Below are 22063 nucleotides of genomic sequence, written 5' to 3'. Positions count from 1 at the left end.
TGCGGCTCAGCTTTTTTTCAGCTTGATGACAGTATCAGCATCTGGCGTGACAAAGACGGTATGCTGGCTGTCATAGGTGACGAAACCGGGTTTCGCGCCGTTCGGTTTTTTGACATGCCTGATTTTTGTATAATCTACAGGCACGGAGCTTGAATCTTTAGCTTTTGAAAAATAAGCTGCAATTGTCGCGGCTTCAATGATTGTTTGCTCATCCGGTTCGCTGCTTCTGATCACAACGTGGGAGCCAGGAATGTCCTTCGTGTGAAGCCAAATATCATCTCTGGCAGCCGCTCTTGTCGTTAAATATTCATTTTGGCGATTGTTCTTCCCCACTAAAATCATCAGTCCAGAGGAGGATTCGTATGTTTCTAACACCGGGTTGTGCGTTTTTTGCTTTTTCTGGCCTTTTTGCTGTTTAGGGCGTAAATATTTGCCCTCTACAAGCTCTTCCCTGATTTCGCTGATATCCCGGGGAGAAGCGGAGGAAAGCTGCTGAATCAGCTGATCGAAGTATTCGATCTCTTCCTGTGCCAGCCTGATTTGCTCCGCTACAACCGCGACCGAATTTTTCGCTTTCTGATACTTCGTAAAGTAGGCCTGGGCATTTTCGGAAGGTGTTTTGTTCGGGTTTAAAGGAATCGTGATCGTCGGGCTTTCTTCATCATAATAGTTGATGACCTCAGCCTGTTTATCACCTTTTTTCAGCATATATAAATTAGCGGTTAAAAGCTCCCCGTAAAGCTGGAATTCCTTCGCATTTTCCGAATACTCCAGTGTTTTCTCTAATTTTTTGATTTTGTTGGCATTTTTCTTCCGTTCGTTGACAACAAACCGCTCGAGATCTTGAGCCTGCTGTTTGACCCGGTCTCGTTCAGCTTTTCCGAAATAAAAACGGTCGAGCAGGTCGCTTAATGAATCAAAACGGCGCGCTTCGCCTTTTAGATGAGTCAGCTCCAGCAGATAAAAATATTCCTTGCCGTTTACAGTCGTAATGTTGGGAATGAAACGGTGCTCTTTTACTTCGGCAAACAGTGCCAGCAACGCTTTTGGCAGTGTGATTTTGTTGGCGAGGCCAGCTCTGTGAACCGCTTCTTTGGCGAAAAGCGGAGACACCCCTGAAAAGTGGTCGACAATTTGTTTATCAAGCCGTCCTTCTTGAAAACTGAGGTGACGCAAAATATCATCTTCTGACGCCTCAAGCGGTGATATTTTGTCCTGGGCAGGCGGAAGCTTATAATCTTGGCCGGGCAGTACTGTACGGTAGCTGTTCATTGACGGCGATAAATGCTTAAGTCCGTCGATGATCACATTTTCTGCAGCATCGGTCAAAATAATATTGCTGTGGCGGCCCATAATTTCTACATAAAGCTTTCGTGCGGTTTCATCGCCAATTTCGTTTCGGCTTTTGATATGAAAAATCATAATGCGGTCTAAGCCCGCTTGTTCGATTTTCTCAATGAATCCGCCTTCGATATGCTTTCTCAGCAGCATGCAAAACATTGGCGGTTCACTTGGATTTTCATAGGCTTGTGTCGTGATATGCACCCGTGAATAGCTCGGATGTGCCGATAATAATAGTTTTTGGTTTTTTCCCTTGGCACGGATGTGGAAAATCACATCGTGCTTATATGGCTGATGGACTTTTGTAATTCGTCCACCCATTATTTTCTCGTTAAGTTCGTGTGTCATTCCGTATGTAAACATGCCATCAAACGACATATGCAATACACCCTCTCATTCTTCCTGCATTCGATAATTATAGCATGAAATGGGACGAGTCAGAATAAGCATGCTTATAGAGTGATATCTCTATAAGAGAGCAGGGGAGTGGACGAGCGGAATGAAGTTTCATGAAATGGGACAAACAGATTTACTAGAAGCAACCAATACGTCCATGAAACAAGGATTAACAGAAAAAGAAGTGAAAAAACGCCTTGACAAGCATGGGCCAAACGAGCTGCAAGAAGGGAAAAAAACGTCAGCGCTTCTCTTGTTTTTCGCGCAGTTCAAAGATTTTATGGTGCTTGTGCTTCTGGCGGCAACGTTAATCTCAGGATTTCTTGGTGAATATGTAGATGCGGTTGCGATTATTGCGATTGTGTTTGTGAATGGCATACTCGGTTTCTTTCAAGAAAGGCGAGCTGAGCAATCTCTTCAAGCTTTAAAAGAGCTTTCAACACCGCATGTCATGGCACTCAGGGAAGGAAGCTGGACAAAGATTCCTTCTAAGGAACTTGTGCCGGGGGATATTGTGAAATTTACAAGCGGGGACAGGATTGGCGCGGACGTTCGAATTGTTGAAGCGAGAAGCCTTGAAATAGAAGAATCAGCGCTCACCGGGGAATCAATCCCGGTTGTGAAGCAGGCTGATAAACTGAAAAAACCGGATGTTTCACTTGGCGATATTACCAATATGGCATTTATGGGAACGATTGTGACCCGCGGCAGCGGTGTCGGGGTTGTCGTCGGGACAGGGATGAATACAGCAATGGGGAAAATTGCCGACATGCTTGAATCGGCAGGGACGCTGTCAACCCCGCTGCAAAGAAGATTGGAGCAGCTTGGGAAGATTTTGATTGTTGTTGCATTGCTTCTGACCGTTCTTGTTGTTGCTGTCGGTGTTATTCAGGGGCATGATCTGTACAGCATGTTTTTAGCGGGTGTCTCATTAGCGGTAGCCGCCATTCCAGAGGGGCTGCCGGCGATTGTCACCGTGGCGCTCTCGCTTGGTGTACAGCGGATGATTAAACAAAAATCCATTGTTAGAAAGCTTCCTGCTGTTGAAACGCTTGGGTGTGCGTCTATCATTTGTTCAGATAAAACAGGGACAATGACCCAAAACAAAATGACGGTGACACATGTGTGGTCCGGAGGGAAAATATGGAGAGTGACAGGGGCCGGGTATGAACCGAAAGGAAGCTTCACACTGAACGAAAAAGAGGTCAGTATCAATGAACATAAGCCGCTTCAGCAGATGCTTTTGTTCGGGGCGCTCTGTAACAACTCCAATATTGAGAAAAGAGACGGTGAATATGTGCTTGACGGAGACCCGACAGAGGGGGCGCTGCTCACCGCGGCAAGAAAAGGCGGTTTTTCAAAGGAGTTTGTAGAATCAAACTACAGGGTGATTGAAGAATTTCCTTTTGATTCTGCACGGAAAATGATGACTGTCATCGTAGAGGATCAGGACAGAAAGCGCTATATCATTACAAAAGGTGCACCGGATGTACTGATGCAGCGATCTTCCCGTATTTATTATGACGGCTCAGCCGCTCTTTTTTCAAATGAAAGAAGAGCAGAAACAGAGGCGGTATTAAGACATTTGGCATCTCAGGCGCTCAGAACGATAGCGGTCGCCTACAGGCCGATAAAAGCAGGCGAAACACCGTCAATGGAGCAGGCGGAAAAAGATCTGACGATGCTCGGCCTTTCAGGTATCATTGACCCGCCGCGACCGGAAGTCAGACAGGCGATTAAAGAGTGCCGTGAAGCGGGAATTAAGACCGTCATGATTACAGGTGATCATGTGGAGACCGCTAAAGCGATAGCGAAAGATCTGCGCCTCCTTCCGAAAAGCGGAAAAATTATGGATGGGAAAATGCTGAATGAACTTTCTCAAGAAGAGCTTTCTAATGTAGTAGAGGATGTGTATGTATTTGCCCGCGTTTCTCCTGAGCATAAACTGAAAATCGTAAAAGCCTATCAGGAGAACGGGCATATCGTGGCGATGACGGGAGACGGCGTCAATGATGCCCCTGCCATTAAACAAGCTGATATCGGCGTCTCTATGGGCATTACCGGGACAGATGTGGCTAAAGAAGCATCATCTCTTGTGCTCGTGGATGATAATTTTGCGACGATTAAATCAGCGATAAAAGAAGGCAGGAACATCTACGAAAATATCAGAAAGTTTATTAGATACCTGTTGGCTTCTAATGTAGGAGAAATCCTTGTCATGCTGTTTGCGATGCTCCTCGCCCTTCCTTTGCCGCTCGTTCCGATTCAGATTTTGTGGGTCAACTTGGTGACGGACGGATTGCCGGCAATGGCGCTCGGCATGGATCAGCCGGAAGGAGACGTAATGAAGCGCAAGCCCCGTCATCCGAAAGAAGGGGTATTTGCCCGCAAGCTAGGGTGGAAGGTCGTCTCCAGAGGATTTTTAATCGGAGCTGCCACTATTTTAGCATTTATCATTGTGTACCACCGCAACCCGGAAAATTTGGCTTATGCCCAGACGATCGCATTTGCAACATTGGTGCTGGCTCAGCTTATTCACGTTTTTGACTGTCGAAGCGAGACTTCTGTTTTCTCCAGAAATCCGTTTCAAAACCTGTATTTAATCGGTGCGGTATTGTCATCCATTTTGCTGATGCTTGTCGTGATCTACTATCCGCCGCTTCAGCCGATTTTCCATACCGTAGCCATCACCCCGGGAGACTGGATGCTCGTCATCGGTATGTCCGCCATCCCTACTTTTTTGCTGGCGGGGTCACTTTTAACAAGAAAAAAATAAATCCATATGATATAATCTTAGGGGTAATAGCATGTCTATTGCCCTTTTATTATGAGAACAGGGAAGAATTGGGTGTTTTAAAATGATACGAAGTATGACAGGCTTCGGCAGTGCAAGCAAAACACAAGATGATCTCTCTGTAAGCGTAGAACTTAAATCCGTAAACTACAGATTTAAAGAAGTGAACGCTCGTTTGCCAAGGCCTTTGCTATATTTTGAAGATAAGCTGAAACAGACCATTCTGCAGCATATCCAGCGCGGAAGAATTGAGCTTTTCGTATCTGTTGACAGTGATATGCTTGTTGAGAAAAAGCTTGAGATTGATTGGCCGCTGCTCGATGAGTTTGTCGCAGCTGCGAGAGATATGAAGAAGCGGTATCAATTGTCTGCTGAGCCCGATGTGATGGATTTCTTTAAGCTTGATCACGTCGTCCAGGTTCATGAAGAACAGACGCAAAATGACAAGCTGGAGGCATTGATCACCGATGCTGCAGAGGAAGCGGTAAAAGGTCTCTGTGAAATGCGTGAAAAAGAGGGGCTGCTCTTAGCGAAAGACTGCCTGATGCATATTGATCAGCTTGATGAGCTGGTGAGAGAAACTGAATTGCTTGCTGCAGATGTCGTATCTCGTTACCGGGAACGGCTGTACGCCAGAATCAAAGAATGGACTGAAGATGTATTAGACGAGAGCCGGCTTGTAACAGAATGCGCTATTTTTGCAGACCGCTCTGATATTACTGAAGAGATTACCAGGCTGAAGAGCCACTTCGCCCAGTTTCGTGATATATTAGCTAGTGGCGGAGCTGTCGGGCGCAAACTCGACTTTCTCGTTCAGGAGCTCAATCGGGAAGCAAATACGATCGGCTCAAAAGCAAATGATCATCAGATCACAAAGCTTGTCGTTGAAATGAAAAGTTCTATTGAAAAAATAAAAGAACAAGTGCAAAATATAGAATAGTGACTGTGCGTATTGTTTACAGACGGTCTTACTAGGCTAAACTAGAGACGTCTATTTTACAGGGGGAACGTAGAAGATGACGATTAAACTGATTAATATCGGATTTGGCAATATAATCTCCGCCAATCGGATGATTTCGATTGTCAGCCCGGAGTCTGCGCCAATCAAACGAATGATCCAGGATGCAAGAGACCGCGGAATGCTAATTGACGCTACATACGGACGAAGAACCCGTGCAGTTGTCGTCATGGATAGTGATCACATTATCTTATCTGCCGTCCAGCCTGAGACAGTTGCACACAGACTTTCTGTTAAAGAAGAAATTATGGATGAAGGGCAGGGGTAATTGCCGCATGAAAGAAAGAGGGTTATTAATCGTTCTCTCAGGTCCCTCAGGAGTTGGTAAAGGAACGGTTCGGCAAGCGATTTTTTCGCAGGAAGACACAAAATTTGAATATTCGATTTCAGTAACCACTAGAAGTCCAAGAGAGGGCGAAGTGAACGGAGTCGATTATTTTTTCAAAACAAGAGACGAATTCGAGCAAATGATTGCGGACAACAAGCTGCTTGAATGGGCAGAGTATGTCGGCAATTATTACGGCACGCCTGTCGATTATGTTGAACAGACGCTTCAAGATGGAAAAGACGTCTTTTTAGAAATTGAAGTCCAAGGGGCTCTTCAAGTGAGAAATGCTTTCCCGGAAGGCCTGTTTATTTTCCTTGCGCCTCCAAGCCTTTCTGAACTGAAGAACAGAATCGTGACACGAGGCACAGAAACAGACGCTCTGATTGAAAATCGAATGAAAGCCGCAAAAGCTGAGATTGAAATGATGGATGCTTATGATTATGTCGTTGAAAACGATAATGTAGAAACGGCTTGCGATAAAATCAAAGCAATCGTTCTTGCTGAACATTTGAAGCGTGAACGTGTTGCACCAAGATATAAGAAAATGCTGGAGGTTGAATAATCAATGTTAGATCCGTCAATTGATTCTTTAATGAATAAATTAGATTCCAAATACACGCTCGTGACTGTTTCTGCGAGACGTGCCCGTGAAATGCAAATCAAAAAAGACCAAATGATTGAACATACGATTTCACACAAATATGTAGGCAAAGCTTTAGAAGAAATTGATGCAGGCCTGCTTTCGTTTGAAAAGGAAGACCGCGAATAGTAGCACAAGTAGCAACCTATATCATGTAGGTTGTTATTTTTTTCCGTGCGGTTTTGTAAAGTGCAGAGGGGGAGAATTCATTGCTTAACAATCGAAATGTGTTACTTTGCGTGAGCGGAGGCATCGCTGTTTATAAAGCCTGTGCGTTAACGAGCAAGCTGGTTCAGGCAGGAGCAAATGTGAAAGTGATTATGACTGAATCAGCTTGCCGATTCGTTTCACCGCTGACATTTCAGGCATTGAGCCGCCACGAAGTCTATACAGATACATTTAAAGAACAAAATCCAAGAGTCATTTCTCATATCGACGCCGCAGACTGGGCCGACTTGATTATCGTGGCGCCGGCTACGGCTAATGTGATTGGAAAACTGGCTAACGGCATCGCTGATGATATGCTGACGACAACATTGTTGGCAGCGACGGCTCCCGTTTGGATCGCGCCGGCGATGAACGTTCATATGTATGACCACCCGGCAGTCAAACGAAATATTTCTGTATTGTATCAGGACGGTTATCGTTTTATTGAGCCGAGTGAGGGCTATTTAGCATGCGGTTACGTCGGAAAAGGAAGATTGGAAGAGCCTGAAAATATCGTAAAACTGGCCGAAAAACATTTTGCTGATGAAACATCCGCTCCTTTAGAAGGCAAACGTGTGGTCATTACAGCCGGCCCAACGCGGGAAGCGGTTGATCCTGTCCGGTTTTTTACCAATAAATCGACGGGCAAAATGGGCTACGCATTAGCGGAGGCTGCCGTCCGGCTCGGCGCACGGGTAACCTTAATTTCAGGCCCTGTTTCACTTGATCAGCCTAAAGGACTTGCTCAGTTTATCCCTGTTCAATCGGCTGCGGATATGCACGAAGCTGTGCTCTCTGTGTATGAAGCAAGCGATATTGTCATCAAAACAGCTGCGGTAGCCGATTTTACGCCAAAAACAGTATTTGACCATAAAATGAAAAAACAAGACGGCGGTATGACCTTAGAACTGAAAAGAACGGTCGATATTTTGAAAGAATTGGGCGAGAAAAAGAAAGAGCAGATTTTAGTCGGATTTGCCGCTGAAACACAAGACATTGAACACTATGCACGTAAAAAGCTCGCCGCTAAAAATCTTGATATGATTGTGGCAAATGATGTGAAAGCAAATGGGGCCGGTTTTGGTGCTGATACGAATATTGTGACAATCTTTTTCAAAGACGGGCATAAGCGCGAACTTCCGATCATGTCTAAGCTCGATGTTTCGTTTGAAATTCTTCAGGAGATCGCAGCCCTCTCAAAACAAACCGGAGAAAGAACATGAATTTTGCAGAGGTCATCGTGGATGTCAGCACCAAAAATATAGACAGGCCTTTTGATTACAAAATCCCAGACCATCTCAAGGGTATGATCAAAACGGGGATGCGGGTCATTGTTCCGTTTGGCCCCCGAAAGATTCAGGGGTTTGTAACAGCAGTCAAAGAAGCATCTGACCTATCGGGGAAATCTGTCAAGGAAGTAGAGGATTTATTAGATCTTACACCTGTTCTGACAGAGGAGCTTATGGATCTGTCATCATGGCTGTCCGACAAAACGCTGTCTTTTAAAATAACGGCACTTCAAGCAATGCTGCCTGCCGCATTAAAGGCAAAATATGAAAAAGAATTAAAAATTGCAAACGGAGCTGAGCTTCCGCCGCAAGTGGAGCGGCTGTTTTCTGAAACAAAGACGCTGCTGTATTCAGATATACCCGATCATAATACGTTGAAACTGATTCAAAAGCATGTTCAAAAAGGGAGCATAGACGTAACCTATAAAGTCGCGCAAAAAACAAATAAAAAAATGGTGAGGCATATTCAGGCAAATGCGAGTAAAGAAGAGCTTGCTAAGCAGGCTGAGGGATTGTCCCGTCAAGCAGCCAAGCAGCAGGCGATTCTTCACTTTTTCATCTCTGAGCCAGAAGGTGTGAAAATCCCTGCGGCGGACTTGTGCAAAAGAACGGACGCGAGCTCTGCGACCATCAAAACCCTTATCCAAAAAGGGCTTTTGAGGGAAAGCTATGAAGAGGTCTACAGAGATCCCTATCAGGATAAAATGTTCAAAAAAACAGAGCCGCTGCCACTGACAGACGAACAGAGAGCTGCCTTTGAGCCCATACGCGAGACATTGGATAAGGATGAGCATAAAGTGTTCCTCCTTCACGGCGTGACAGGCAGCGGAAAAACGGAAATTTATCTGCAATCAATTGAAAAAGTACTGGCGAAAGGAAAAGAAGCCATCGTCCTCGTACCGGAAATATCGCTGACGCCGCAAATGGTCAATCGCTTTAAGGGCCGCTTCGGCTCCAAGGTGGCAGTCATGCACAGCGGTTTATCCACAGGGGAAAAATATGACGAGTGGCGTAAAATCCACCGGAAGGAAGTACGGCTTGTCGTCGGTGCCAGATCCGCAATTTTTGCTCCGTTTGAAAATCTCGGAATGATTATCATCGATGAAGAGCACGAGTCTTCTTATAAACAGGAAGAAATGCCGCGCTATCACGCTAAAGAGGTGGCAATCAAGCGGGCTGAGCATCACAGCTGCCCGGTTGTATTAGGCAGTGCTACGCCGACATTAGAGTCATATGCACGGGCGCAAAAGGGCGTGTACGAGCTTCTCTCACTGAAGCACCGCGTTAACCATCAAGTGATGCCTGAGGTTTCGCTTGTCGATATGAGAGAGGAGCTTCGAAGCGGCAATCGCTCGATGTTTTCTGTTGAATTGATGGAAAAGCTTGAAGAAACGATTGCCAAGGGTGAGCAGGCGGTGCTGTTTTTAAATAAAAGAGGCTATTCTTCCTTTGTGATGTGCAGGGATTGCGGCTATGTCCCGCAATGTCCGCACTGCGACATTTCCATGACGTATCATCGTTATGGCCAAAGACTGAAATGTCATTATTGCGGACATGAAGAGCCTGTTCCGCATACTTGTCCTGAATGCGCAAGCGAGCATATCCGCTTTTTCGGAACGGGAACACAGCGAGTGGAGGAAGAGCTGACAAAAGTGCTGCCAAATGCGAGAGTGATTCGGATGGATGTTGACACGACATCAAGGAAAGGCGCCCATGAAAAACTACTGTCAGCTTTCGGAGAAGGAAAAGCGGATATTCTTCTCGGAACGCAAATGATCGCGAAAGGACTTGATTTTCCGAATGTCACGCTTGTCGGAGTGTTAAGTGCCGATACAACACTTCATATTCCTGATTTCAGATCGGCTGAAAAAACATTTCAGCTGTTAACGCAAGTCAGCGGCCGGGCAGGCAGGCATGAAAAGCCCGGCCATGTCACCATTCAAACGTATACACCGTCCCACTACAGTATCCAGCTGACGAAAACGCATGATTATGAAACGTTCTATCAGCATGAAATGGCGCACAGGAGAGAGCAATCCTATCCGCCCTACTACTTTTTGGCTCTTGTGACGGTTTCTCATGAGGAAGTGGCGAAAGCAGCGGTTACAGCTGAAAAAATCGCTCATTTTTTGAAAGTAAACTGCGGAGCTGACACGAAAATTCTCGGGCCTAGCGCGTCGCCGATAGCCAGGATCAAAGATAGATATCGCTATCAATGCGTGATAAAATACAAACAGGAAACCCAGTTATCCGCTTTATTGAAGAAGATACTGGAACATTATAAACGCGAAATTGAACAAAAGCATGTAATGATTTCAATTGATATGAATCCTTATATGATGATGTAAGATCTCACGTCTTGGAGGGTAACAAATTGGCAGTAAAAAAGGTCGTCACACATCCGGCGGAGGTTTTGGAAACACCGACGGAAAGCGTGACTGTTTTTGATAAAAAGCTAAGAAAACTGCTTGATGATATGTACGACACCATGCTTGAAATGGATGGAGTCGGACTGGCGGCGCCGCAAATCGGCGTCTTAAAAAGAGTGGCTGTCGTAGATATCGGGGATGACAGAGGCAGAATTGATCTCGTTAATCCTGAAATTTTAGAGAAAAGCGGTGAGCAAACCGGAATTGAAGGATGCCTGAGCTTTCCTGGCGTCTATGGTGATGTTACACGTGCTGATTATGTCAAAGTGCGTGCGTTTAACCGTCAGGGAAAACCGTTCATTCTGGAAGCGCGAGGCTTTCTGGCGAGAGCCGTGCAGCACGAGATGGACCACTTAGACGGTGTGCTGTTTACATCTAAAATCAGTAAATACTATACAGAAGATGAACTAGCGGATATGGAAGGATGATTTGATGACGAGAATCGTATTTATGGGGACGCCGGATTTTTCAGTTCCTGTTTTAAGAACCTTGATTGAGGACGGATATGAAGTAGTGGGGGTCGTCACACAGCCGGACCGTCCGAAAGGCAGAAAAAAAGTGATGACACCTCCTCCGGTCAAGGAAGAGGCATTGCGTCACGGCATCCCGGTTCTTCAGCCGGAAAAAGTCAGATTGAAAGAAGAAATTGAAAAAGTGCTGGCATTAAAGCCTGACCTTATTGTAACGGCGGCATTCGGACAAATTTTGCCTAAGGAGCTTCTCGACAGCCCGAAATACGGCTGCATTAACGTTCACGCGTCTCTTTTGCCGGAACTGCGCGGCGGGGCTCCGATCCATTACTCTATTTTGCAGGGAAAGAAGAAAACCGGGGTTACCATTATGTATATGGTAGAAAAATTGGATGCCGGGGACATGATCTCAAAAGTGGAAGTGAACATTGAAGAAACCGATAATGTCGGAATGCTGCACGATAAATTAAGCGTTGCTGGGGCGAAGCTATTGTCTGAAACGGTTCCAAACGTCATTGCCGGCAGCATATCACCCGAAAAGCAAGATGAAGAGAAAGCGACGTACGCGCCTAATATCAAAAGAGAGCAAGAACTGCTCGACTGGTCCAGAACGGGCGAAGAGCTTTACAACCAGATCCGCGGATTAAATCCATGGCCTGTTGCTTATACAACTCTAAACGGACAAAACTTAAAAGTGTGGGCGTCGAAAAAAACACAAGCACCTACAACAGCTGAGCCCGGCACAGTCGTTGCAGTTGAAAAGGAAGGGATTATCGTTTCCACAGGTAATGATACGGCCCTGTTATTAACTGAGCTTCAGCCGGCCGGCAAAAAACGCATGAAAGGCGAGGACTTTGTGCGGGGCGCTCATGTTGAAGCCGGAGATGTGTTAGGAGTAAATAATGAAAAAAACTAGTGTTCGTGACATCGCCCTTGAAGCGCTCATCAAATTAGAACAAAACCAGGCATACAGCAATCTGCTGCTGAAATCGGTCATTAAATCAAATGAACTGAGTGATCAGGACAGAGGGCTTTTGACTGAACTTGTCTATGGGACATTACAAAACAAAATCGCGCTTGATTATATGCTTAAACCATTTATCAATAAGCCTCAAAAGGTAAAGCCGTGGGTGATTCAGCTTCTTCGCCTATCCTTATATCAAATGGAATATTTGGAGAAGATTCCAGATAGGGCAGCCATCCATGAAGCGGTTGAGATTGCTAAAATCCGCGGACACAAAGGCATTGCTTCTTTTGTCAATGGCGTGCTTCGTTCTATCCAGCGCGAAGGTGTTCCAACCTTTGACGCCATCGAAGATCCTGTACGTCGGCTGGCGACAGAAACAAGCCATCCGGAATGGCTTGTGAAAGAGTGGGCGGATGCGTATGGGTTTGACGCGGCGGAAAAGATTTGCCGTATCCACCTCCTACCGCCGAAGCAAACGCTGCGTGTCAATCAAATGAAAGCAGACAGAGCTGAGCTGCTTGATCAAATGGCTGCTGAGGGAATCGAAGTTGAAAAAGGCGATCTCGCTGAGGATGCTGTGAAGCTCTTAAAGGGATCAATTGCCGGAACTCATTTCTTCCAAAACGGCGAAGTATCCATCCAGGATGAGAGCTCCATGCTCGTCGCCCGCGCCCTTGATCCTAAGCCTGATGAAACAGTGCTTGACGCGTGTGCGGCGCCTGGCGGCAAATCGGCTCATATCGCAGAATTAATGAAGAACAAGGGGAGCGTTACGTCGCTTGATCTTCACAAACATAAAGTGAAGTTGATCAAAGAAGCGGCAGACCGTCTTGGCCTGACAATCATTCATGCGGAGACAATGGATGCAAGAAAAGCAGGGGAAACGTTTGAAAACGAACAGTTTGACCGGATATTGGTTGATGCCCCGTGCTCTGGTTTCGGCGTTATCAGAAGAAAGCCGGACATGAAATACACGAAAAAGCCTGATGACAGCGCGCGTCTAGCTGAAATCCAGCTGTCGATCCTGAGGGAAATCGCACCATTAGTAAAAAAAGGTGGCACTCTTGTCTACAGTACGTGTACAATGGACCGGACAGAAAATGATGAAGTAATACATGCGTTTATACAAGAACATCCTGATTTTGAACCCGATTTGTCTCTTGAAAAGCGGCTGCCCGAAAAGGCGAGACCCTTTGTTCGGGATGGAAGGCTGCAAATCCTTCCTCATTATTTCGGAACAGATGGTTTCTTTATTTGCAGCATGAGAAAGAAGGGATAAGCAATGGCAGAACTTAATAAAACAAAAGTAAGAAAAGAGTTGCGGACAGAGCGTCCGTCTATTTATTCTTTTGAATTAGATGAAATCAAACAATGGCTGACAGACAACGGGGAGAAACCGTTCCGGGCAGCTCAGATCTTTGAATGGCTATATGAAAAACGCGTATCTTCTTTTGAAGAAATGACAAACCTGTCAAAGGATCTGCGTGAGAAATTAAACACTCACTTTGTGTTAACAACGCTGAAAACGGCTGTTAAACAAACCTCTCAAGACGGTACGATGAAGTTTTTGTTTGAGCTTCATGACGGTTATACCATCGAAACCGTTTTAATGAGACACGAGTATGGCAATTCTGTATGTGTAACGACACAAGTCGGCTGCCGTATTGGCTGCACATTCTGCGCGTCAACGCTTGGAGGCTTAAAACGAAACCTTGAAGCAGGTGAAATTGTCGCTCAAGTAGTTAAAGTGCAAAAAGCTCTTGATGAAACGGATGAACGCGTCAGCTCTGTCGTGATCATGGGAATCGGTGAACCTTTTGATAACTTTAACGAAATGCTCGCTTTCTTGAAAATCATTAACCATGACAAGGGCCTGAATATCGGTGCTCGCCATATTACGGTCTCTACGAGCGGAATCATCCCGAAAATTTACGAATTTGCTGATCAGAAAATGCAGATTAACTTTGCAATTTCTCTGCACGCGCCGAACACAGAAATCAGAAGCCGTTTGATGCCGATTAACAGAGCCTATAAACTGCCTGATCTCATGGAAGCCGTTAAATATTATATTAATAAAACGGGACGTCGCATCAGCTTTGAATACGGTCTGTTTGGAGGCGTAAACGACCAGGTGGAACACGCCGAAGAGCTTGCCGACTTGCTGGAAGGAGTCAAATGCCACGTGAACTTGATTCCGGTAAACTACGTGCCTGAACGGGACTATGTGCGCACACCGCGTGATCAGATTTTCGCTTTTGAAAAAACATTGAAATCCCGTGGAGTAAATGTCACAATCCGAAGAGAGCAAGGACATGATATTGACGCAGCCTGCGGTCAGCTTCGCGCGAAGGAGCGTCAAGACGAGACGAGGTGATGAGGGTTGTTAACAGCCTTAAAAACAGATACAGGAAAAATCCGCCAGCATAATGAAGATGATGCGGGGATATTCAAGGGGAAAGATGAATTTGTATTAGCGGTTGTCGCTGATGGCATGGGCGGCCATCTTGCTGGAGATGTTGCGAGCAAGATGGCTGTGAAAGCCATGGGGGAGAAATGGAATGAAGCAGAGACAATTCCACAAGCGCCCTCGGAATGTGAAAAATGGCTCATTGAACAGATTCTTTCAGTAAACAGCAAAATATACGATCACGCTCAAGCCCACGAAGAATGCCAAGGCATGGGGACGACGATTGTATGTGCGCTATTTACGGGGAAAACGGTTTCTGTTGCCCATATCGGTGACAGCAGATGCTATTTGCTTCAGGACGATGATTTCATTCAAGTGACAGAAGACCATTCGCTTGTAAATGAACTGGTTCGTACTGGAGAGATTTCCAGAGAAGATGCTGAACATCATCCGCGAAAAAATGTGTTGACGAAGGCGCTTGGAACAGACCAGTCAGTCAGCATCGACACACGTTCCTTTGACATCGAACCCGGAGACAAACTGCTTTTGTGTTCTGACGGACTGACGAATAAAGTGGAAGGCACTGAGTTAAAAGACATCCTGCAAAGCGATTCAGCTCCTCAGGAAAAAGTAAACCTGCTTGTGGACAAAGCCAATCAGAATGGCGGAGAAGACAACATTACAGCAGTTTTGCTTGAGCTTGCTTTACATGTTGAAGAGGGTGAAGATCAGTGCTAATCGGCAAGCGGATCAGCGGGCGTTACCAAATTCTCCGCGTCATAGGCGGCGGGGGAATGGCCAACGTGTATTTAGCTGAGGATATTATTCTAGACCGTGAAGTCGCGATCAAAATCCTGCGGTTTGACTATGCAAATGACAATGAATTTATCAGGCGTTTCCGCAGAGAAGCCCAATCCGCATCAAGCCTCGATCACCCGAATATTGTCAGCATTTACGACTTGGGCGAGGAAGATGATATTTATTATATTGTCATGGAATACGTCGAAGGCATGACGCTTAAAGAATACATAACAGCAAATGGGCCGCTTCACCCTAAAGAAGCGCTGAACATTATGGAGCAAATTGTCTCAGCCATTGCTCATGCCCATCAAAACCAGATTGTTCACAGAGATATCAAGCCGCATAACATTTTGATTGACCACATGGGGAATATCAAAGTAACGGATTTTGGAATTGCGACGGCATTAAGTTCGACCACAATCACCCATACCAATTCTGTCCTGGGCTCAGTCCACTACTTATCACCTGAACAGGCCCGGGGCGGCTTAGCGACAAAAAAATCGGATATTTATGCCCTTGGAATCGTTCTATTTGAGCTTTTAACGGGCCGTATTCCGTTTGACGGAGAGTCAGCAGTCAGCATCGCCTTGAAGCATCTTCAAGCGGAAACTCCTTCGACTAGAAGGTGGAACCCGTCAGTCCCCCAAAGCGTTGAAAACATCATACTAAAGGCAACGGCCAAAGACCCTTTTCATCGCTACGAAACGGCTGAAGACATGGAAGCTGACATAAAAACCGCTTTTGATGCTGACAGACTCAATGAAAAGAGATTTACGATTCAAGAAGATGAAGAGATGACAAAAGCGATACCGATCATTAAAGATGAAGAACTCGCTAAAGCTGCTGGCGAAAAAGAAGCTGAATTGACAACCGCACAAGAAAATAAAACAAAGAAAAACGGCAAAAGAAAAAAGTGGCCGTGGGTTTTGCTCACGATATGTCTCGTTTTTATCACGGCCGGAATTCTTGCTGTCACTGTTTTTCCGTCGCTTTTTATGCCTAAGGATGTCAAAATACCTGATGTCTCCGGAATGGAATACGAAAAAGCAGCAGGCCTCTTGGAAAAAGAAGGTTTACAAGTTGATTCCGAGGTGTTGGAAATCTCAGATGAAAAAATTGAAGAGGGCCTGATGGTAAAAACGGATCCCAAAGCGGAAACCACAGTCAAAGAAGGCGCCACGGTCACCCTTTATAAGAGCACCGGAAAAGCAAAAACGGAGATCGGTGATGTGACAGGCCAAACGGTCGACCAGGCAAAAAAAGCGCTGAAGGACCAAGGGTTTAAACATGTAACGGTAAATGAAGTGAATGACGAGAAAAACGCGGGCACTGTCATTGACCAAAATCCTTCAGCAGGGACTGAGCTTGTCCCGAGTGAAGATCAAGTTAAACTCACAGTCAGTATCGGCCCCGAAGACATTACGCTTAGAGACTTGAAAACCTACAGTAAAGAAGCGGCGTCTGGATATCTGGAAGACAACGGATTGAAGCTTGTAGAAAAAGAAGCATACTCAGATGATGTTCCAGAAGGACAGGTTGTCAAACAAAAACCAGCAGCAGGTACGGCAGTAAAGCCGGGAAATGAAGTGGAAGTGACATTCTCTCTAGGACCTGAGAAAAAACCTGCGAAAACAGTGAAAGAAAAGGTCGAGATCCCCTATGAACCAGAAAATGAAGGGGACGAACTTCAAGTGCAAATCGCGGTTGACGATGCGGATCACAGCATCTCTGACACTTACGAAGAATTTAAGATAAAAGAGCCGACTGAACGAACGATCGAACTAAAGATTGAACCCGGCCAAAAAGGGTACTATCAAGTAATGGTAAACAATAAAGTTGTCAGCTACAAAACCATTGAGTATCCAAAAGATGAATAACAAGGAGGGAAAATATGCCTGAGGGCAAAATTATTAAGGCGCTAAGCGGCTTTTACTATGTACTGGATGAATCAGAGGATTCAGATAAAGTAATACAATGCAGAGGGAGAGGCATTTTCAGAAAGAACAAAATTACTCCTCTCGTCGGTGATTACGTTGTGTATCAGGCTGAAAATGACAAAGAAGGATATTTGATGGAAATCAAAGAAAGAACCAATGAGCTTATCAGGCCGCCAATTTGCAATGTTGATCAAGCGGTCCTTGTTTTCTCAGCGGTTCAGCCTTCTTTCAGCACGGCGTTGCTCGACCGCTTCCTGGTTCTCGTCGAAGCCAATGATATTCAGCCGATCATATGCATTACTAAAATGGATCTGATTGATGATCAAGATACAGAAGATACGATACAAGCCTACGCAGAAGACTATCGGAATATTGGTTATAACGTGTATCTTACCTCCTCTAAGGACCAAGACAGTTTAGCGGACATCATCCCGCATTTTCAGGATAAAACAACGGTATTTGCCGGTCAATCCGGTGTTGGAAAATCCTCGCTTCTCAACGCGATCAGTCCCGAGCTCGGATTAAGAACAAACGAGATTTCCGAGCATTTGGGCCGCGGGAAACACACAACCCGCCACGTGGAGCTGATACACACGTCCGGAGGCTTGGTTGCGGATACGCCAGGCTTCAGCTCGCTTGAATTTACAGACATTGAGGAAGAAGAACTGGGCTATACCTTCCCAGATATAAGAGAAAAAAGCTCTTCATGCAAATTTAGAGGCTGTTTACATCTAAAAGAGCCGAAATGTGCGGTGAAACAAGCTGTTGAAGACGGTGAAATAAAGCAGTACCGCTATGACCATTATGTTGAATTTATGACGGAGATTAAAGACAGAAAGCCGAGGTATTAGCATAATGATAAAGGTTGCACCATCTATTCTTTCCGCTGATTTTGCTTCTTTAGGCAATGAGATTAAAGATGTAGAAAAAGGCGGAGCTGATTATATTCATATTGATGTTATGGACGGCCATTTTGTCCCGAATATCACAATCGGTCCGCTGATTGTAGAAGCAGTCCGGCCGGTAACGGATCTGCCGCTCGATGTTCATTTAATGATAGAAGAGCCCGATCGCTATATCCCGGCTTTTGCGAAAGCCGGCGCAGATATCCTGTCTGTGCATGCTGAGGCATGTCCGCACCTGCACCGTACCATCCAGCTTATTAAAGAGCAAGGAGTGAAGGCCGGTGTTGTTCTAAACCCGCATACTCCTGTACAAGTCATCGAGCATGTTTTCGATGATCTCGACCTTGTTCTATTAATGACGGTGAACCCAGGGTTCGGCGGACAGAAATTTATTCATTCAGTCCTTCCTAAAATAAAAGAGGTTAAGCGAATGGCGGATGAAAAAGGAAAAAAAGATCTCTTAATTGAAGTAGACGGCGGCGTCAACAAAGAAACCGCTCCGCTAGTTATTGAAGCGGGCGCGAATTTACTCGTAGCCGGTTCAGCTGTTTATGGCCAGTCTGACCGCAAAAAAGCAATTTCTGAAATCAGAGGAAAATAAATAAACAGCTTTAGAAAAGAGCTGGGCATACAATAGCCTAAGCTCTTTTTCCTGTATGCAGAGAAAGGAATCAGAGATGAAAACAATTAATATCGTTGCGGGAGGCCCGAATAATCTCATTCCCGATCTAACCGGCTATTCGGATGAACACGCGCTTTGGATCGGTGTTGACAAAGGCACCGTCACTCTTTTAGATGCCGGGATCATTCCTGTTGAAGCCTTCGGAGATTTTGACAGCATAACAGAACAAGAACGCCGGCGGATAGAACAAGCCGCTCCCGCCCTTCATGTGTATCAAGCAGAAAAAGATCAAACAGATTTAGACCTCGCCCTTGATTGGGCGCTGGAAAAGCATCCGGATATCATTCAGATTTTCGGCATTACAGGCGGCAGAGCTGATCATTTTTTAGGAAACATTCAGCTTCTGTTTAGAGGTGTAAAAACGAACATAAAAATTAGGCTGATAGACAAACAAAATCATATTCAAATGTTCCCTCCTGGTGAATATGATATTGAGAAGGATGAAAATAAGCGATATATCTCCTTCATACCGTTTTCTGAAGAAATACATGAGCTGACTCTGACTGGTTTTAAATATCCTCTAAATAATTGTCATATTACGCTCGGTTCAACACTATGTATTAGTAACGAACTCATTCATTCACGAGGTACTTTTTCGTTTGCAAAAGGCATATTAATAATGATAAGAAGCACGGATTAAGCATGTGCTTTCATTCATTTGCTGAAAACAATGAACAAGGTGGTTACGGGACGTTATAGGAGGGGACAAAAAATGAAATTTTACACCATTAAATTGCCGAAGTTTTTAGGAGGAATTGTCCGGGCGATGCTGGGCTCATTTAGAAAAGATTAATGCCCAGGGGTTCAAAGCCCTCTTTCACCACATAAAAACGCCTGCCACATATTGAGGCAGGCGTTCATTTTGTTATACACGCTCAACTTTACCGGATTTCAAAGCTCGAGCAGATACATATACTTTTTTAGGTTTTCCGTTCACAAGGATACGAACCTTTTGAAGATTCGCGCCCCAAGTGCGCTTAGAAGCGTTCATTGCGTGAGAACGGTTATTCCCAGCTGTTGTTTTTTTACCTGTGATAACGCATTTACGTGCCATTTGTTTCCCTCCTCACTTGCACAAAACATCTACTTTTTAACATTCATATGATCTTAGATGCTTTCGATATGGATACTTTAAATAATTTACCACAGCTAAAAAACGTTTGCAACTATTGTTTCATCATCTTTCAAGAAAATTCACTTGACATCTTGCGGAAACAGCAGCGCTATAGTATATGTAGAGGTACGGCCAGCAATTATTGCCTGGTCTTTTCATAATGGAAACCATATAGTAGAATAGCTGTAACTCTATGCATTCGAAGGAGGAAATAGTGTGTCCATTGAATTAAGAACGAAGTACGGGCAGATTGATATATCTAATGAAGTCATCGCAATGGTTGCAGGAGGCGCGGCTGTTGATTGCTACGGCATTGTCGGCATGGCTTCTAAAAACCAGATTAAAGACGGACTGACTGAAATCCTTCGGAAAGAGAATTTCAGCAGGGGTGTCCAAGTTCGCCAAGTAGGAGAACAGATACATATCGACATGTATATCATAGTCAGCTACGGCACGAAAATTTCTGAAGTGGCACATAATGTCCAAACAAAAGTAAAGTACACAGTAAATCAAACCATCGGACTCGCAGTGGACTCGGTCAATATTTATGTCCAAGGCGTACGAGTGACGAACCCGTAGTTAGGAGGAGTAGGATTGTCTATTAGAACATTAGACGGCAGAACCTTTGCCGAGATGATTCTTGCGGGAGCGCAGAATCTGTCTCAAAACGCCAGTGCAGTTGATGCGCTGAACGTGTTCCCTGTGCCGGACGGTGATACGGGAACAAATATGAACCTGTCGATGACTTCCGGAGCAAGAGAAGTTGAACAAATGGATACGGATGATATCGGGAAGGTGGGCACCGCGTTATCTAAAGGACTGCTCATGGGAGCGCGTGGAAATTCAGGAGTCATCCTGTCCCAATTGTTCCGCGGATTCAGCAAAAGCATTGAATCGAAAAAAGAAATTAATTCGCTGGAATTTGCAGCTGCACTGCAAGCAGGTGTAGACATGGCGTATAAAGCTGTCATGAAACCTGTAGAGGGCACCATTTTAACAGTTGCAAAAGACGCTGCGAAAAAAGCGATGGCCTTAGCAGAAAAAGAAACCGATATCACTGCACTGATGACTGCAGTGACAGAAGAAGCGGAGGCGTCTTTAAACCGCACCCCTGAATTGCTTCCTGTTCTAAAGGAAGTAGGAGTTGTCGACAGTGGGGGCAAAGGTCTGCTTTGTGTGTATGAAGGTTTCCTTGCTTCATTAAAAGGTGAAGCTGTACCTCAGAAAGCAGTTCTTCCGTCACTTGACGACATGGTCAACGCGGAGCATCACAAGAGCGCCCAAAGCATGATGAATACCGAAGATATTGAATTTGGTTTCTGTACCGAAGTGATGGTGAGGCTTGATCAGGCAAAAAGAGAATTCGATGAAGGTACGTTCAGACAAGACCTCAGCCAGTTCGGTGATTCACTGCTCGTGATTGCGGATGAATCGCTGGCGAAGGTTCATATTCATGCTGAAGAGCCTGGGAACGTGTTAAACTACGCCCAGCATTACGGTGAATTGATCAAAATAAAAATAGAAAATATGAGAGAACAGCATACCTCTATCATCAGTCAAGAAAGCAAGCCCGCTGGCAACGAAAAAACGCCGGCAAAACAGCCGTATGGCATTGTAACTGTGGCGATGGGGGAAGGAATTTCAGACCTATTCAAAAGCATCGGCGCTTCTGTTGTGATTGAAGGCGGTCAGACGATGAACCCGAGTACTGAGGATATCGTCGAAGCCGTGAAGTCTGTAAATGCAGAAACGGTGTTTATCCTGCCGAACAACTCTAACATTATTATGGCTGCTAACCAAGCGGCCAGCGTAATGAATGAACAGGTTTTAGTCATTCCGGCCAAAACGGTTCCACAAGGGATGTCAGCACTGCTGGCCTTTAACCCGGATCAAGAAGCTGAAGCGAACAAGGCCAATATGCTCAGCGCCATTCAGCAAGTAAAAAGCGGACAGGTGACGTATTCAGTCAGAGATACTCATATTGACGGTAAAGATATTAAAAAAGGCGACTTTATGGGCATTCTAAATGGAACGATTATCGGCACTTCTGAAAATCAGCTGTCAGCCGCGAAAATGCTGCTGTCAGAAATGATCGGAGAAGACGATGAAATCGTGACCATTCTATATGGTGAGGATGCGTCTCGGGAAGAAGCCGAGCAGCTTGAAGCATTTCTCAGTGATAAGTACGAGGAGATTGAGGTTGAGATCCACAATGGGAAACAGCCGCTGTATTCGTATATCGTTTCTGCAGAATAGAAGGGCAAATTGCCCTTCTATTCTTATGTCTGCTTTTAAATGCGGCAGCGCTGTAACGCGCCCGCTTGCCATTTTATATCTG

Annotated in this window: 21 protein-coding genes; 19 read left to right on the top strand and 2 right to left on the bottom strand. The window is 45.2% G+C overall.

Features of this window, described 5'->3' with window-relative positions; translation table 11 throughout:
• Positions 1-6: 6 nt before the first annotated feature.
• The gene (gene rqcH, locus ACQXR1_RS09605) at positions 7-1719 is read right to left on the bottom strand and encodes a tRNA modification protein RqcH (protein ID WP_430772036.1); all 1713 of its coding nucleotides are present in this window, start codon (positions 1717-1719) and stop codon (positions 7-9) included.
• 121 nt (positions 1720-1840) lie between these two features.
• On the opposite strand from rqcH, the gene ACQXR1_RS09600 reads away from it, so the two are divergent.
• The 17 genes from ACQXR1_RS09600 (at position 1841) to spoVM (ending at position 19404) form a co-directional block, all read left to right on the top strand.
• Positions 1841-4513: a calcium-translocating P-type ATPase, SERCA-type gene (locus ACQXR1_RS09600; RefSeq protein WP_430772035.1), complete on the top strand. Its 2673-nt coding sequence runs from the start codon at positions 1841-1843 to the stop codon at positions 4511-4513.
• Positions 4514-4595: 82 nt separating this feature from the next.
• Positions 4596-5471 carry a YicC/YloC family endoribonuclease gene (locus ACQXR1_RS09595; protein ID WP_069838787.1) on the top strand — a complete coding sequence of 292 codons (876 nt, stop codon included), beginning with the start codon at positions 4596-4598 and terminating at the stop codon, positions 5469-5471.
• Positions 5472-5547: 76 nt separating this feature from the next.
• Complete coding sequence (remA, locus tag ACQXR1_RS09590) at positions 5548-5817, top strand: extracellular matrix/biofilm regulator RemA (protein WP_003154355.1); 270 nt, start codon at positions 5548-5550, stop codon at positions 5815-5817.
• 7 nt (positions 5818-5824) lie between these two features.
• Positions 5825-6439, top strand: coding sequence for a guanylate kinase (gene gmk / locus ACQXR1_RS09585; protein WP_003232083.1), 615 nt, complete (start codon positions 5825-5827; stop codon positions 6437-6439).
• 3 nt (positions 6440-6442) lie between these two features.
• Positions 6443-6646, top strand: a complete 204-nt coding sequence (gene rpoZ, locus ACQXR1_RS09580; RefSeq protein ID WP_003221520.1) for a DNA-directed RNA polymerase subunit omega — start codon at positions 6443-6445, stop codon at positions 6644-6646.
• Positions 6647-6726: 80 nt separating this feature from the next.
• Complete coding sequence (gene coaBC / locus ACQXR1_RS09575; RefSeq protein ID WP_168780906.1) at positions 6727-7947, top strand: bifunctional phosphopantothenoylcysteine decarboxylase/phosphopantothenate--cysteine ligase CoaBC; 1221 nt, start codon at positions 6727-6729, stop codon at positions 7945-7947.
• The gene (gene priA, locus ACQXR1_RS09570) at positions 7944-10361 is read left to right on the top strand and encodes a primosomal protein N' (protein WP_430772034.1); all 2418 of its coding nucleotides are present in this window, start codon (positions 7944-7946) and stop codon (positions 10359-10361) included. The genes coaBC and priA overlap by 4 nt, the downstream gene beginning before the upstream one ends.
• A 26-nt stretch (positions 10362-10387) precedes the next feature.
• Positions 10388-10870, top strand: coding sequence for a peptide deformylase (def, locus tag ACQXR1_RS09565; RefSeq protein ID WP_430772033.1), 483 nt, complete (start codon positions 10388-10390; stop codon positions 10868-10870).
• 4 nt (positions 10871-10874) lie between these two features.
• Positions 10875-11828: a methionyl-tRNA formyltransferase gene (gene fmt / locus ACQXR1_RS09560; RefSeq protein WP_430772032.1), complete on the top strand. Its 954-nt coding sequence runs from the start codon at positions 10875-10877 to the stop codon at positions 11826-11828.
• Positions 11815-13158, top strand: coding sequence for a 16S rRNA (cytosine(967)-C(5))-methyltransferase RsmB (gene rsmB, locus ACQXR1_RS09555; RefSeq protein WP_326273985.1), 1344 nt, complete (start codon positions 11815-11817; stop codon positions 13156-13158). Before fmt ends, rsmB begins: the two co-directional genes overlap by 14 nt.
• Positions 13159-13161: 3 nt before the next feature.
• The gene (gene rlmN, locus ACQXR1_RS09550; protein ID WP_014663932.1) at positions 13162-14253 is read left to right on the top strand and encodes a 23S rRNA (adenine(2503)-C(2))-methyltransferase RlmN; all 1092 of its coding nucleotides are present in this window, start codon (positions 13162-13164) and stop codon (positions 14251-14253) included.
• Between the two features lie 6 nt (positions 14254-14259).
• Positions 14260-15024, top strand: a complete 765-nt coding sequence (gene prpC / locus ACQXR1_RS09545) for a protein-serine/threonine phosphatase PrpC (protein WP_014663933.1) — start codon at positions 14260-14262, stop codon at positions 15022-15024.
• Complete coding sequence (gene prkC / locus ACQXR1_RS09540) at positions 15018-16964, top strand: serine/threonine protein kinase PrkC (RefSeq protein ID WP_069840341.1); 1947 nt, start codon at positions 15018-15020, stop codon at positions 16962-16964. Before prpC ends, prkC begins: the two co-directional genes overlap by 7 nt.
• A gap of 14 nt (positions 16965-16978) precedes the next feature.
• Positions 16979-17875 carry a ribosome small subunit-dependent GTPase A gene (gene rsgA, locus ACQXR1_RS09535; protein WP_014663935.1) on the top strand — a complete coding sequence of 299 codons (897 nt, stop codon included), beginning with the start codon at positions 16979-16981 and terminating at the stop codon, positions 17873-17875.
• 4 nt (positions 17876-17879) lie between these two features.
• Positions 17880-18530: a ribulose-phosphate 3-epimerase gene (rpe, locus tag ACQXR1_RS09530; RefSeq protein WP_069840339.1), complete on the top strand. Its 651-nt coding sequence runs from the start codon at positions 17880-17882 to the stop codon at positions 18528-18530.
• Positions 18531-18606: 76 nt separating this feature from the next.
• Positions 18607-19251: a thiamine diphosphokinase gene (locus ACQXR1_RS09525; RefSeq protein ID WP_041521333.1), complete on the top strand. Its 645-nt coding sequence runs from the start codon at positions 18607-18609 to the stop codon at positions 19249-19251.
• A 72-nt stretch (positions 19252-19323) separates the two neighbouring features.
• The gene (gene spoVM, locus ACQXR1_RS09520; protein WP_003221545.1) at positions 19324-19404 is read left to right on the top strand and encodes a stage V sporulation protein SpoVM; all 81 of its coding nucleotides are present in this window, start codon (positions 19324-19326) and stop codon (positions 19402-19404) included.
• A gap of 72 nt (positions 19405-19476) precedes the next feature.
• On the opposite strand, the gene rpmB is transcribed toward spoVM, so the two are convergent.
• Positions 19477-19665, bottom strand: a complete 189-nt coding sequence (gene rpmB, locus ACQXR1_RS09515) for a 50S ribosomal protein L28 (RefSeq protein WP_003221548.1) — start codon at positions 19663-19665, stop codon at positions 19477-19479.
• Positions 19666-19941: 276 nt separating this feature from the next.
• On the opposite strand from rpmB, the gene ACQXR1_RS09510 reads away from it, so the two are divergent.
• On the top strand, positions 19942-20304 hold the full coding sequence (locus ACQXR1_RS09510; protein ID WP_014663939.1) for an Asp23/Gls24 family envelope stress response protein: 363 nt from the start codon (positions 19942-19944) through the stop codon (positions 20302-20304).
• A gap of 15 nt (positions 20305-20319) precedes the next feature.
• Positions 20320-21981, top strand: a complete 1662-nt coding sequence (locus ACQXR1_RS09505; protein WP_430772031.1) for a DAK2 domain-containing protein — start codon at positions 20320-20322, stop codon at positions 21979-21981.
• The last annotated feature ends 82 nt before the right edge of the window (positions 21982-22063 follow it).

The sequence above is a fragment of the Bacillus sp. ATD genome, assembly GCF_050585765.1.
In the GTDB taxonomy this organism is placed as follows: Bacteria; Bacillota; Bacilli; order Bacillales; family Bacillaceae; genus Bacillus; species Bacillus stercoris.
The sequence above is the reverse complement of the archived record's forward strand: the minus strand, read 5'-3'. Positions and strand labels throughout refer to the sequence as shown.